Origin of the sequence: Paenibacillus sp. PK4536, from assembly GCF_028594455.2 — a bacterium.
Taxonomy (GTDB): Bacteria; Bacillota; Bacilli; order Paenibacillales; family Paenibacillaceae; genus Saccharibacillus; species Saccharibacillus nuruki.
The window spans coordinates 4371945-4386540 of record NZ_CP126313.1; the positions used below are offsets into that span (position 1 = coordinate 4371945).

14 protein-coding genes and 1 other annotated feature are annotated in these 14596 nt (G+C 39.7%); of the genes, 2 read left to right on the forward strand and 12 right to left on the reverse strand.

Annotated elements, in window-relative coordinates; all coding sequences use genetic code 11:
• Positions 1-4: 4 nt before the first annotated feature.
• From der to PO903_RS19445, 7 genes are all read right to left on the reverse strand, one after another.
• Positions 5-1330 carry a ribosome biogenesis GTPase Der gene (gene der, locus PO903_RS19415; protein WP_069327905.1) on the reverse strand — a complete coding sequence of 442 codons (1326 nt, stop codon included), beginning with the start codon at positions 1328-1330 and terminating at the stop codon, positions 5-7.
• A gap of 328 nt (positions 1331-1658) precedes the next feature.
• Complete coding sequence (gene rpsA / locus PO903_RS19420) at positions 1659-2894, reverse strand: 30S ribosomal protein S1 (RefSeq protein ID WP_273594338.1); 1236 nt, start codon at positions 2892-2894, stop codon at positions 1659-1661.
• 73 nt (positions 2895-2967) lie between these two features.
• Positions 2968-3546 carry a lysophospholipid acyltransferase family protein gene (locus PO903_RS19425; protein WP_137220638.1) on the reverse strand — a complete coding sequence of 193 codons (579 nt, stop codon included), beginning with the start codon at positions 3544-3546 and terminating at the stop codon, positions 2968-2970.
• Between the two features lie 3 nt (positions 3547-3549).
• A complete protein-coding gene (cmk, locus tag PO903_RS19430; RefSeq protein WP_371748177.1) occupies positions 3550-4251 on the reverse strand; it encodes a (d)CMP kinase in 702 nt (233 codons plus the stop codon).
• 111 nt (positions 4252-4362) lie between these two features.
• Positions 4363-5007 (reverse strand): flagellar brake protein, encoded by a 645-nt coding sequence (locus tag PO903_RS19435; protein ID WP_273594339.1) that lies wholly within the window; start codon positions 5005-5007, stop codon positions 4363-4365.
• Positions 5008-5202: 195 nt separating this feature from the next.
• Entirely contained in the window at positions 5203-5901 is a 699-nt protein-coding gene (prsW, locus tag PO903_RS19440) for a glutamic-type intramembrane protease PrsW (RefSeq protein WP_069327900.1), read from the reverse strand.
• Positions 5902-6033: 132 nt separating this feature from the next.
• Positions 6034-6645 (reverse strand): genetic competence negative regulator, encoded by a 612-nt coding sequence (locus PO903_RS19445; RefSeq protein ID WP_069327899.1) that lies wholly within the window; start codon positions 6643-6645, stop codon positions 6034-6036.
• A 398-nt stretch (positions 6646-7043) separates the two neighbouring features.
• Here PO903_RS19445 and PO903_RS19450 point away from each other — a divergent pair, with 398 nt between their 5' ends.
• Positions 7044-7949, forward strand: a complete 906-nt coding sequence (locus PO903_RS19450; protein WP_137220640.1) for a polysaccharide deacetylase family protein — start codon at positions 7044-7046, stop codon at positions 7947-7949.
• Between the two features lie 104 nt (positions 7950-8053).
• Here PO903_RS19450 and PO903_RS19455 read toward each other — a convergent pair whose 3' ends face one another.
• Complete coding sequence (locus PO903_RS19455) at positions 8054-8497, reverse strand: hypothetical protein (protein WP_069327897.1); 444 nt, start codon at positions 8495-8497, stop codon at positions 8054-8056.
• Entirely contained in the window at positions 8494-9087 is a 594-nt protein-coding gene (locus tag PO903_RS19460; protein ID WP_069327896.1) for a type II CAAX endopeptidase family protein, read from the reverse strand. The genes PO903_RS19455 and PO903_RS19460 overlap by 4 nt, the downstream gene beginning before the upstream one ends.
• 234 nt (positions 9088-9321) lie before the next feature.
• Positions 9322-9551: a binding site (T-box leader), on the forward strand.
• A 213-nt stretch (positions 9552-9764) separates the two neighbouring features.
• Here PO903_RS19460 and serA point away from each other — a divergent pair.
• The gene (serA, locus tag PO903_RS19465) at positions 9765-11357 is read left to right on the forward strand and encodes a phosphoglycerate dehydrogenase (protein WP_069327895.1); all 1593 of its coding nucleotides are present in this window, start codon (positions 9765-9767) and stop codon (positions 11355-11357) included.
• Between the two features lie 201 nt (positions 11358-11558).
• On the opposite strand, the gene PO903_RS19470 is transcribed toward serA, so the two are convergent.
• Genes PO903_RS19470 through PO903_RS19480 form a run of 3 tightly spaced genes read right to left on the reverse strand, consistent with a single transcriptional unit; the run spans position 11559 to position 14465 of the window.
• The gene (locus PO903_RS19470) at positions 11559-12977 is read right to left on the reverse strand and encodes a HAMP domain-containing sensor histidine kinase (RefSeq protein ID WP_069327894.1); all 1419 of its coding nucleotides are present in this window, start codon (positions 12975-12977) and stop codon (positions 11559-11561) included.
• A complete protein-coding gene (locus PO903_RS19475) occupies positions 12978-13694 on the reverse strand; it encodes a response regulator transcription factor (RefSeq protein WP_069327893.1) in 717 nt (238 codons plus the stop codon).
• A 48-nt stretch (positions 13695-13742) separates the two neighbouring features.
• Complete coding sequence (locus tag PO903_RS19480) at positions 13743-14465, reverse strand: pseudouridine synthase (RefSeq protein WP_069327892.1); 723 nt, start codon at positions 14463-14465, stop codon at positions 13743-13745.
• Between the last annotated feature and the right edge of the window lie 131 nt (positions 14466-14596).

Genomic DNA, 14596 nt, shown 5'->3' on the forward strand with positions numbered 1-14596 from the left:
CTCCTTAATTATCTGATGCTGATTTTCGGCGTGTAAATATTCGAATCGGTGTACCAATAAAGTCGAACGCCGCACGAATTTTATTTTCCAAATAACGCTCATACGAAAAGTGCATCATTTCAGGTTCATTCACAAAGACAATCACTGTTGGTGGCTTAACTGCAACCTGAGTTACATAGTTAATACGCATCCGTTTCCCTTTATCTGTCGGTGGAGGATTGATAGCAATCGCATCAGAGACTACATCATTTAATAAATGAGTTGGAATACGTAGTGCATGTTGCTCAGCTACTTGTTGCACAACCGGTAATAATTTGTGAACACGTTGCTTCGTCAATGCAGACAAGAATACAACAGGAGCATAACTCATAAATAAGAAATGATCACGGATATTGGATTCAAATTGACGCATGGTTTTGTCATCTTTTTCTACAACATCCCATTTGTTTACTACGAAAATAGCTGCTTTTCCTGCTTCATGTGCATAACCTGCTACGTGTTTATCCTGGTCAATAATACCTTCTTCACCATTGATAACCGTTAACACTACATCTGCACGTTCAATCGCTTTCATCGCACGCATGACACTATATTTTTCTGTATTCTCATATACTTTACCACGTTTACGCATACCTGCTGTATCAATTAATACATAACGTTGTCCGTCACGCTCAAAAGGAGTATCAATCGCATCACGTGTTGTACCTGCTACACTACTTACGATAACACGTTCTTCACCCAAAATCGCATTGACCAACGAAGATTTACCTACGTTAGGACGACCGATTAGAGCTACACGAATTACATCATCGCCATACTCATCATCAACAGTTTCAGGCAATTCTTTCACTACAGCATCTAGCAAATCACCCATACCGCTACCGTGACTTCCTGAGATTCCGATTGGCTCGCCAAATCCTAAATTATAAAATTCATAAATATCATTCATACGACCCATGTTATCTACTTTGTTAATAGCAACAATAATCGGTTTACCTGAACGATAGAGTATTCCAGCTACTTCTTCATCGGATTGAGTCAATCCGCTTTTGACATCACACATAAATACGATAACATCTGCTTCTTCGATCGCAAGTTCAGCTTGCATCCGAATCGACTTCAGCATCATATCTTCCCCATCTAATTCGATACCTCCGGTATCAATCACACTGAATGCTTTACCATTCCATTCAGATGTTCCATAGATACGGTCACGCGTAATACCAGGCTTATCTTCAACAATAGCTAGCCGATCACCGATCATGCGGTTAAATACTGTGGATTTCCCCACATTCGGGCGGCCCACGATTGCAACTACAGGTCTTGCCATACGATCCATTCCTCCTGTTCATTCTTTCCGCTTTTCATCATAGCAAAAAACATTGCACTTGGCTAACATTATGATGAACTTTACGACTGTTTCATTTATTCCTTTAAAACCAATAATCGACGAATCCATTGCGGATTCGCCGATTGATTGAGTGACTTTTACTAGAAAGGCGGTCGCTTGACTATCAATGGACCGTCCATAAAAAGCCCGTACTATGATTTAAATAATGAAGTGAGAAAATCACTCGCTATCGTTTTGAAGTTCAAAACAGTGCAAACATTATTAAAATGTTAATGTTTGCTTAAGCGAGGAAATCACTCGCTCATGATCACTTAAATTTGCTTAATTTGTCACCGAAACGTTCGCCAAGAGTGATGCTTAATCCTTGGTTGCTTAGAGATACGTTAGGGTTGTTCAATTCTTCTTGTTTAGGAGCTCTGTCACCACGGTTGTTGCTGCGTTCTGGTTTAGCAGATTGTGCAGGAGCTTCTTCTGTTTCTTTGATACTCAAGCTAACACGTTTTTCTTCTGTGTTAACATCAAGCACTTTAACAGAAACCGTTTGTCCTTCTTCAAGAACTTCTTGTGGAGTACCGATGTGTTTGTGAGAGATTTGAGAAATATGAACCAAACCTTCTACTCCTGGAGCGATCTCAACGAAAGCACCAAAGTTCACAAGACGTTTAACTTCACCAGCTACGATATCACCGATGTTGAATTTGTCAGAAGCTGAATCCCAAGGTCCTGGTTGAGCAGCTTTGATACTCAAGCTGATTTTACCTTTTTCAGGGTCAACACGAAGTACTTTTACTTTTACTTCGTCGCCTTCAGACAATACATCAGATGGTTTGTCTACGTGATTCCAAGCGATCTCGGATACGTGAACCAAACCGTCTACGCCGCCAACGTCTACAAAAGCACCGAATTGAGTCAAGCGTTGTACAGTACCTGTCAATTCTTGTCCTTCTTTAAGACTTTCCATCACTGTGTGTTTGTTAGCTTCGTATTCAGCTTCCAATACATCTTTTTGTGAAAGAATGACTTTGTTGTTTTCGCGATCCAATTCTTTTACTTTAACGCGCAATGTGCGTCCTTTGTAATCGCTGAAATCTTCTACGAAATGACGTTCTACCATAGAAGCCGGGATAAAACCGCGTACGCCAACATCAGCAACTACGCCACCTTTAACCACGTCTGATACAGTCACTTCAAATATTTCGCCTGATTCAAAGTTCTTTTCAAGAACTTCCCAAGCATTTTCGCTGTCAATCGCACGTTTGGAAAGAACCAATTTCTCTTTCTCATCGTCGATACTTACAACTTTACATTCTACTTCTTGTCCTACTTCAACAGCTGCAGAAGCATTGTCTACTTGTAGTGAAGAAAGTTCACGGATCGGAATGATACCGTCATATTTATATCCGATGCTTACATAAGCTTGGTTATCTTCAATTTTGACGATCGTTCCTGTGACAGTGTCACCTTTGTTCAGTGAGACGAACTGATCAAGCGCCTCCTGGTTTGTAACTTCGGTAGTTTCTTGGTTATTATTTTCTTCCGACATGTCAATGCCCTCCTCAATTCAAACCCCATTTATTTAAACCCGCAAAATGCAGGGTTCAAAACTTCATTAAACATTATTGATTTTCTTGAATTAATTGGCGTATCGCTAGCATAATCTTGTCTGTTGCTTCATCTACAGTACCTATTGCCCCTTTACCCCGATAATCATCGAGATTAATAGGTGGACCATAGACGACTTTCGTTTTGCCGAACAGCTTGTATTGACCTACAATAGCGACAGGTACTACTGCTGCATCGGTTCGTAGTGCAAAGCTTGCAGCGCCATTTTTGGCAGCAGCATCTCCTGCATTACGACTACCTTCAGGAAAAATCCCCAATACACCGCCTTCACGTAAAATCAAAAGGGATGTTTTGATCGATTCTTTGCTTACACCGCCACGTTTGACAGGATAAGCACCGAGCTGTCTAATCAATGGACCCAGAACAGGAACTTTGAATAACTCTTCCTTTGCCATAAAGCGAACTTTACGGTTTAGCAGAATGCCTACAGTAGGCGGATCCAAATTACTAATATGATTAGAACAAAGTAATACTCCACCTTGCTCGGGAACGTGCTCTTTACCTACAGCTTTAAGTCTAAATAGAAAAACATACAAGATGCGTAAAATGGTGCTACAGATGGTATATACCATGAATCAGACTCTCCCTGACTGCACACTCTGTGCCATTGCAATAATACTCTCGACCACTTCTTCAATAGGCATGAAAGTAGTATCAAGCACTGTGGCGTCTTCTGCACAAACGAGCGGAGAAAATTCACGCTGTTCATCCAATTGATCACGCGCTGCAATTTCACGTTCAAGTTGCTCTAATGTAATACTTTCCGAAGCATTCATTTCTGCGTATCTGCGTCTTGCTCTTTCTTGTACAGTAGCAGTCATAAAAACTTTGATTTCTGCATCCGGAAGCACATGAGTACCGATATCGCGTCCATCCATCACAACGCCTTTACGCAAAGCCATTTGCCGCTGTAAAGCTGCAAGCTTCACTCTCAGCCCCTCGATTTGCGCATATCGTGAAACAATCCGGTTTATGGCAAGGCTACGAATATCTGCTGTAACGTCTACTTCATTAGCAAGGACTTTTTGCCCTTCTTCATCCGGTATTAATTCAATCACCAGATTTTGTGCCTCTTGAAGCACTTCTACAGTATTTTCTGGATCGATATTTCGTTCTAACATATGCCATGTTACTGCTCTGTACATTGCACCGGTGTCCACATATACGTAACCGAGACGTTTAGCTACCAACCTGGCTATTGTACTTTTACCAGCCCCAGCAGGACCGTCAATCGCAATGTTCATTTTCCCGCTATGTTCTAATCCTTGGCGCACCAATCGGGAATCCCCCTCAACACTTCATACTACAACTCACTAAAAAAGCAGGCATTGCCTGCGACAAGCAAATTATACCACAGTACAATATAACATGCAAAAACCATACGTCATTTAAAGCACTCTAAAATCGAATTGACGTTCAAAACAATACCGTATCATTTTTTGTCGATCCATTTCCGATATCACAGTGTACTCTGCTAAATATCTAGGAGTCAGCGATGTAGAATCAATCACACTCATCACTTTGGCTGTTAAAGGAATATGATCAATCTTGCCATTTTTCATATGAAGCAATAACCAACATTCTAGCAGATCATTTTTCTGTATTTTATTCATGACATCTGTTGTAAAAGAAAGACCGCCTGCGCTTACGTTGTCCGTAATAGCTACAAAGCGATGATCTTCTTTTTTGATTGCAACTTCGATTTGAGCTTTAACACGCAAATATTGCCGTCTTTGAACCACTGAAATTTCTTCTTGATGAGGTTTGCGAATACGACTGAATGAAGAGGTGGAATCGAAGCCTGTTACGATGGTGCTAAAATAATGTTTGATCTCATTATCAATCAAATAATAAGCATACAACTCTTCACCTAAGACTAATTTTTTAACAGAAGAAGACTTTTTGTGACTGAGCTGTCCGATATACAAAGAATCATCATCTACACGTCCTACGATCGCTTGATAAATCTCTGTCTGATCTCCTTCTACCGCTTGAAATTGAAAATAAATAATATCCCCCGATTGAACCGACATACCTTCTTCCTCCTTGAACAATATCCAACCATTTCTAATGATACCCTGATGTGATCAACACCGTTTATAGTTATACGAATTATACCATTTTGCGCTATAAATGATACGTATTAATTTGCCACTTTACACAAAAAAAAGCAATCAACCTTCTCTGCACTATAGCAACAGATCGATTGATTACTTTTTATGAAAATACTACAAGTTAACTTCTTCCTCACGTTTGATAAAGCGGAAAGGTGAACGGTTACTTGCTCTTGTGATCTTACTCATTCCTCCATACCAGAGAACAATCATCAATGGAATAATGTACCATAACCAGTATTGGCTCATCATATGCAAAATCAAATCATATAGTCCATGCCAGAAAATAGGAAGTATTAATCCTAAAGCAAGGAATATATTACGTTTACGCTTTGTTGTCGTAAATTTGGCTTTGCCGATATAATCGCCCATAATCACTCCAAATAAAGCATGTCCGGAAACAGGAAGTAATCCTCTTAATAGTAAAGACATGACTGACATGGAATTGTATAAGGCATATAGTACATTTTCTAATGTCGCAAAACCAAGTGATAGTGCGACAGTATAGAGTATTCCATCATAAGGTTCATCGAACTCTGTATGGTTATACAAAATATGATAGATAATAAACCATTTGGCGAATTCTTCGACTCCTGCTGACGTTAAAAATGAAAATACATAAGGACTATCGCCGAGTCCAAGCACCATAGTACGTTGTATGATCATAAGAGGAAATACGATAGCTACGCCCAAGAAAAAAAATTTGATCACCAAATGGAGTGGTTCTGGTTCATATCTGTCCTTGAGGTAAAAATAGATCAACAGAGCAATACCCGGAGCTATTGCTGCCATCATGATCGAAAATAAAGACACTCGATATTCTCCCTCCATTCTTGCGTAAACCCTGTCCGACGTTGTGCCAAATGCTGATACGATTAGGAACTCCTTCCGGTCGGTTCACGCTATACATACGAAGGATATACCTGAAGTGCCTTTATATAAGGCTTAGTCGTTACGATCAAAATGTTCACAGATTGTTGCGATTGCATTTTCAGCCATGACGACTTTGCCGTATTCTTCTAAAACAGCTTCTGTTAATGATGTTGTATCACCAAACTCAGCCAATACAGCGATCAATGCAGCGTGTTTTGTTAGATCAACATCAGCTGGATCCATCGTCAAAATCCATTTATCTTTATAATGGTACAGCCGTCCGGCTTCAGTGACATTTTTGGAGAGAGTATGAGCTGCTTCAATAAGAACTTCAAAATCTTTGAAAGAGTACGCTATAAAATCAGTTTCTTCAAGCGTAACTTCCATTTCATATATTTCGTCAGCCATATCTTCTTCATTGATCGTGCCCAAGTGTTGGTCATACTTGCCACGCGTCACGATAACAACCATTCCTTGTGCAGGAAGTGCAAATACTTCCACTGCAAGCGGACCGGTAGCATCAAATCCAAGCTCGCTATACGCTTGATCCATCATTTCCGTAAAAAGATCATGGACTTTAGGAATTTCCTGCCACATGTCTTCTTTTTGAATTCCACGCTCAGTGAGATCATCAAACGTAAGGAAAATCCGTATTTTGTCTGAGCTCAATCGTTCTATTTTCATAATAGGATCCCCCTTGGAAAACATAGGTCATAACCGCTATATTAGTATAGGTTATGTCACTGCCTATTCATATCGATGATAAATATAGCAATGCTATATTAGGTATGTTACCATTTATTATCCTTAAATGCACGCACTAAAACGCTTGATTACGAATAATACATAGGGTAGACTATTTTGTCTCAAAAATGTTTCAGTGACTACCTATTTTGTTTAAAGAATAGTTTGTGCTTTTTAGGTCTTGTCCTATTTATAGCTAGATTGTAACTTATTGTTTTATATTTGTGGTTGACCTTGCACAGGGTTTAAGGATTTAATTTACATATGCGGTATTTTGCACCACCGTGTTTTTGATGATGTTATTTTCTCACAATTCAGACAGAAAAGAGCGTGAATGTATGTTTAAAAAAACAGCAAGTTGGTTGTTGTTATCTGTGATTATATTGTCTGCTTGTAGCAATCAAGCACCGGCAAATACTACAGAAACACCTACCACAAGCACAGAACAAAGTAATACTAGCACTCCAGCGGCAACAACACCTGAAAGTAGCGAGACAGCTACATCAGAGACTCCGGCAACTCCTGCGACTTCTACAGAAGGAACGACAACTGGACAATCTTCTGAAAGTACATCTGCCAAAGACAGCGAAGCTACAGCTCCTGCTGAATATACATATCATATGAACAAAAATTATGATATCGTACCTAACAAAGAATCAAAAGAAACGCCTAAAAAAGTGATTCTTTTAACTTTCGATGATGGTCCGAAAGAGAAAAAAATGATCGACAGCATGATGGATACGTTAGACAAACATAATGCTAAAGCGATTTTCTTCGTTAACGGCTATCGAATCAAAACTCATCCTGAATTGCTGAAATTGATTCATGATCGTGGTGGAATTATCGGTAATCACACACAAGATCATATCGTGCTCAAACATGAATCCAAAGCCAAAGTTACTCAACAAATCGAGGACACTCAGAAGCTGATCGAAGATACAATTGATGAATCACCGCGCTTCCTTCGTGCTCCAAATGGTGCTACCAATGATACTGTGCATGCCTTAGCGAAAAAACATAATATGCTGTATATGAACTGGTCTGTAGGTTCACTGGACTGGGTAAATCAAAAAGATCCAGATGCTGTGATTTCTAACGTAATGGATCAATTACATTCAGGCAGTATTATTTTGATGCATGAATTGCCATGGACTGTTGAAGCATTGGATGAACTATTAACCAAACTTGAAGCTAAAGGATATACTTTTGTTGATCCGAATGCGATTGAGCCTAAAGCGCGTTAATATCATCCTTTTGAACGAATAATGAAAAAGCAAGAGTTACAGTGTAATAACTGCGACTCTTGCTTTTTTTGTTGGATGAATTAATGTGTTCCACAGCAATGATGTTATAGACCAGAACGACCTGCTAAATTCTGAAGCCAATACCAATTCGGCATAAAGCCAGATAGCTTAATCCCCCACCATAACAACATAATCGTCAAGGCAACAAACAAGAAAATAAGATAACCATAAAAAAACTTAGCAATTTTGATTTTTCGAGAGGGATAAATTGTACTTCGAGGTACATATTCTTTATCTTTTTCGTTCTCTTCTTCATCGGTTTCGCTAACTTCGCCTGTTCTAGATCGTGTCAATACCCCTTGTTCATTTACAGCTCTACGAACGGTATGTGCAGCATTCTTTTTACGACCTGCTGGTAAACGAATACGGCCTCCTGTAAGAAGTCCTTCTTCGCCACTACTGTATTTGGCTACTCTACTGGATTGTTTTGTTTCTCGTGTTGTTGCTGTATTGCTATAACGTTCTAACCTACTTAGGCGCTCGCTCATTTTTCCCTCCGCAATGAAATAATTAGACCGGATATCAGGTCAATCGCAAAGTGACATAATATAGGTGCCCACAATGTTCCGGATTCAATATATATATACCCAAGTGCGTAGCTACTGACGAATACCCAAGCTGTAGGAATCCAATGTCGTAGATAACGGAAATGAATAGCTGCAAATATAATGCTAGTCCAATAAGGACCTACTGCATATTGAATAGCTCCCCGAAACAAAATCTCTTCGCAGACCCCTACCAGTAGTGTAATGATAATAATATGCCAGATTGGACGATTTTTGAAGATCATTTCGTTAATTCCGCCATCGTCCATACTATTTTCAGGCACGACTTTGGAAATAAACAGATCAACAATTAGCATTAGCGCTGCAAGTCCTAATCCCCAAAAAATAAATGTAAGCTCTTGTGGTAACTTTAACAATGTGAATGGATTACGACCTTGTAACCATATCCATATCAGTCCCACAAGTAGTGTTAATCCTTGAGTTAAATACAAATTAATCAATAATAATTTATCGGTTAATTGTTCAGGTTGTACTCGTTTGATCTTGAATGAACGAAACTTGCTTTTTTTCATAATCACAATCCTTTAGCTACGTAAAATAGTGTATCTGTCTATTATATCATTTTATCGGATACAAGCTTCTATCTCTGCTCCTAATTATTTACGATTGTATTATCTCACATCTTTACGTTCGAATACATTTGTCGTTTCAGATAAAATTCATTTTGGACTTTTGTTATGACTTTCTCACTTTGCTGTATTGACATGATATGTAACCCATGTTACATTATGAAAAATTAAATGATTCTAACGTCTATGAAGGAAAAAAGGTACATGATGGTTTTCAGAGAGCCGATGGTTGGTGCAAATCGGTAAGCCAAATGTTATCTTTGAGCGATCCTGAGTCACTGTATTGAACTCAAGTAGGTACAGTCGGTTGATCCCGTTAGCGATCCGGTCAATACATTGACCATAAGGCTGATTCTTGTGAAAGAACAGCGAATTAGGGTGGTACCACGACAGCTCTCGTCCCTTTGCTACAGTAGTAGTGTGCGGATGGGTGCTTTTTTTGTATGATTTTCACTTTCATGCGGTAGTGCGTTCACTCATTGAACTCGCCAAAAAGAATGTGTACGATAGATATTAGCATAGCATAGCTGTTTTCAGCGCTGACAGCAGATGCGAGTGTTTATATAAATGACAAATAACGATTGTACAGAGACTGACCATTTTGGAGGAGGAAAGAAATTATGTTTAAGGTATTGGTATCAGACCCGATTAGTGATCTAGGAATTCAGCAATTGGTAGACGCTCAAGATATTATTGTGGATAAGCAGACTGGACTTAGCGAAGATGAATTAGTGGCTATTATTGGCGACTACGATGCTTTACTTGTACGTAGTCAAACAACTGTCACTAAAAAAATAATGGACGCTGCCACCAAGCTCAAAGTCGTTGGACGTGCAGGTGTAGGCGTAGACAATATTGATCTGAATGCTGCAACAGAACGCGGTATCATTGTTATCAATGCACCAGACGGTAATACAATCACTACCTGTGAACATACTTTTGCAATGATGATGGCTCTAGCTCGTCATATTCCTCAAGCATATGCCAAAACTATCGGCGGTACTTGGGATCGTAAATCTTTCCTCGGGGTTGAACTTCGTAACAAAACGTTAGGTGTACTCGGTATGGGTCGCATCGGTAGCGAAGTGGCGAAGCGTGCCAAAGCATTCGGGATGGAAATTTTGGGATACGATCCATTCTTAACGCAAGAACGTGCAGATAAAATGGGTGTAACTTTAGCCAGTGTAGACGAAATTATCCGCAATGCTGATTTTATGACGGTACATACACCGTTAACGCCAGAAACAAAACATATGATCTCTACTGCTCAATTCCAGGTCATGAAAAAAGGCATGCGTATTATTAACTGTGCACGTGGTGGGGTTATTGATGAGACGGCTTTAATTACAGCTGTGAATGAAGGTATTGTAGCTGGTGCTGCTTTTGACGTATTTGAAAGCGAACCTCCTCAAGCCGATCATCCATTTTTGAGTCATCCTCAAATTATCGTAACTCCACATTTAGGTGCATCTACGATTGAAGCACAGGAAAATGTAGCGATTGATGTATCTGAGCAAGTATTGCACATTTTGCGTGATGAGCCTTTCAAAAATGCTGTTAACATGCCTCCAGTCGCAGCAAGTGTGATGAACAAATTGCAACCTTACTTCTCCCTCGGTGAGAAATTAGGTAGCTTTGCGGCTCAAATGGCAACACAAGCGATTCAAGAAATTCGTATTGATTATGCAGGTGACCTATCTGAAGTCGATACTCAACCGTTGACTCGTTATATTCTAAAAGGTATTCTTTCCCGTCATATGGGAGACGAAGCAAATATCGTGAACTCGATGCACCTTGCTAAAGTACGAGATCTCAACGTGATCATTACAAGTGCTCCATCGACGAAAGGTTTTACTAACTTGATTACGGTGAGCCTAAAAGGACAAAACGGCGAAGAACCTCGTGTTGCCGGTACATTGTTAGCTGGTTATGGCGAGCGCATCGTGCGTATTAATGATTATTCTGTCGATGTATTGCCAAGCGGTCACCAAATTCTTATCTCTCATACCGATAAGCCAGGTATTATCGGTAATGTGGGTTCACTACTCGGTCAAAAAGATGTCAATATTGCATCCATGCAAGTAGGACGTAAGCAAGAAGGCGGCGAAGCAATTATGATCTTGACGGTAGATAAAGATGTTAACAAAGATGTATTATCTGCACTTGTCGACTTACCTAACTTGAACAAAGCACAAGAAGTGGTATTGGTATAATTTATAGTCTAAATAAAAGAAAGCTGCTTGATACAAGATATTATTGTATCGAGCAGCTTTTTTATTTTGTCCATTATCTTAAACAGTGCTTGTTTTGTATATACAAAAAATCCCCTTCTAGCTTTCAGCGTTGAGATCATTGAATAATATCTCTTTTTTCACTGTCTACTGGGAGGGGATGATACTCAAAATCAAATCTGATTAGACTTCATCAGGATGCTTAATCGGAAGTAATAATGTAAATTCAGTACCTTTACCTAATATACTATCCGCTGTAATACTTCCATGATGGGCTTCTACGATATTACGTACAATCGCAAGACCTAGACCTGTACCGCCAGCTTCGCCGCGTACACGAGCTTTGTCTGCTTTGTAAAAGCGTTCAAAAATAAAAGGAAGATCATCAATCGGTATCCCTGCACCTGTATCTTGGAATACGACACGAATCACTTCTTTTTCTTTATGAGCAGTTACTGTAATGATGCCACCGGCAGAAGTATGACGAAAAGCATTATCTAGCAAGTTGGTGAAGATCTGCTCTAACCGATCAACATCTGCATACAACTGTAGAGAATCGTCCCGTACAAAGTTCAGCTTGAGCTCTCGTTCTTTGGCTCGCACTGTAAATTTACGATATACTCGATCCATCAATTCATTCAGATCAATCTGATCGAAGTTCATATCGATATGTCCGGCTTCCATACGCGCTAGATCCAATAGATCCTGCACCAATCTCCCCATACGTAGAGATTCATCGTAAATGACCTGCACCAATTCATCGCTTTCTTCTTTGGATGTTGCCATCCCATCAAGCAATGCTTCACTATACCCTTGAATCATCTGTAATGGTGTACGAATCTCATGAGAAACATTAGCGACAAAATCACGTCGCATTTTCTCTGCTTTCACTTCATCAGTTACATTACGAAGCACAGATACCGTTCCACGTACATCATCTCCTGAGTACAACGGAGCCATATTAACAGACCAGACTTGTTGTTTGACATGGATATTCGAACTTTGATCCTGACGTTCACTTATCACACTCTGGAACATCGGATACAGTGGTTCGGGCACTTTGGTATCAGCTGTGATTCCATCTTGTTCTTGACGTTCCCAGCCTGCTTTGTGCCATGTATCCATAATCATTTCGCCTGGCGGATTATGCAGAATCATATTCCCAGATTTATCGAATGTAATCACAGCATCTCCCATACTGCGGAGTATACTTGCCATTTGTTCTTTTTCCAGTTGTAAATTCTGAATATTCTTTTCCAATTCTTCTGCCATATGATTAAAGGCGCTCGCTAATTGCCCAATTTCATCACTGGTTTGCAAAGAAACACGTGTATTGTACTTTCCTTTGCGAATCCCGTCTGCGGCTTGAATTAATTGCTGCATCGGTTGTGTAATTTTGGTCAATAAAAAAAGAGCGAAAAAGGTAGTCATCGAGAATCCTACGATAGAAACATAGGTAAATAAACGTTTGATTGAACCGGAATTGGTAAATGTGCTATCAATATAAGGCAACAAAAATAAACCCAGTGTTAAAAGTACACAAGCCACTAATGCGCTAATCGTCAGCCACAACTTACCGACAAGCGTTCTCCAGAAGTCCACTTACTTTGGAACCTCTAACTTGTAACCAACGCCCCATACCGTAGTGATCATTGCGGCTGATTCAGGTGATACTTTATTTAGTTTTTCACGCAACCGTTTTACATGGGTATCTACAGTACGCAAATCACCAAAAAATTCATAATTCCAAACATCTTTGAGCAATTCTTCACGTGAAAAGACTTTATCCGGTGATACCGCTAGAAAATGTAGCAATTCATATTCTTTCGGAGTCAAGCTAATCTCATGCCCACTTGCAGTGACACGATGCGCATCATGCTCAATAATCAAATTCGGGAATACAATATTATTACTTGAATTGTTTTCTTGAGACAGATAAGCGGTTGCTGAAGAACGACGCATAATCGCTTTGACCCGATAGATCACTTCGCGCGGGCTAAATGGTTTGACCACATAATCATCTGCACCGACTTCAAATCCTTGCACACGGTTCACTTCTTCGCCTTTGGCGGTCAGCATCAATACCGGTGTTGATTTCACTTGGCGTAAACGACTACATACTTCAATACCATCTATGCCGGGAAGCATCAAATCAAGCATAATTAATCCATAATCTTCTGCGACTGCTTTGCGTAAAGCGGCTTCACCGTCTTCCGCTTCATCAATTTCATAACCTTCTTTTTCCAAATACATGCGTAGTAAACGGCGAATACGTTCTTCGTCATCTACCACTAAAATGCGATTCATCTGGTCACTCATTCACTAAAGCCTCCTAGCTGTCATCAATGGATATAAATGATCTCTATATTATGCTTTACCGCTGCTTTTTAACTTATCAATTTCTTCTTTGGTCAAATGGCGATAAAGACCACGCTTCAAATTACCGATCAGTAACTCGCCAAAAGAAATACGTTTCAAACGCACTACTTTATGAGATAACGCTTCAAACATACGACGAATCTGACGGTTTCTACCTTCATGAATCGTTACACGTATCGTAGCTTGTTTCTTCTCTGTATCGATATCATAGTAATCTGCTTCAGCAGGTTGAGTCATACCGTCTTCCAATTGAATCCCTTGACGGAATTTCTCTAGTGCTGTACCGTGTGGTACGCCTTCTACGGTTACATGATACGTTTTGGGTACATGATGTCTTGGATGAGTTAAGCGATTAGCTAATTCCCCATCATTGGTCAAAATCAAAAGACCTTCTGAATCATAATCCAGTCGTCCTACAGGATATACACGCTCACGAACACCTTTAAGATAATCGCCTACAATTTTACGTCCTTCTGGATCAGAAGCACTTGTAATTACACCTTTAGGTTTGTTGAACATAATGTATACTTTTTTCTCCGCAGCAATTGATCGTCCGTTGACAATAATCTCATCCACTGTTGGATCTGCTTTGGTTCCAAGCTCAGTTACTACTTCGCCGTTCAGAGTTACCTTACCCGCAACAATTAACTCTTCACATTTGCGTCGGGAAGCTATACCTGCTTGTGCTAATATTTTTTGCAATCGTTCCATAATAGTTAATTCACCTCACACTAATGATACTCATCTATGCACAAAATCACAAGACACTCCCCAAGTTTATTGTGATTTTAGGGAGTTTCATGTGATTTTGAAAGGATATATTTAAAAGTAAAACTGTCGAT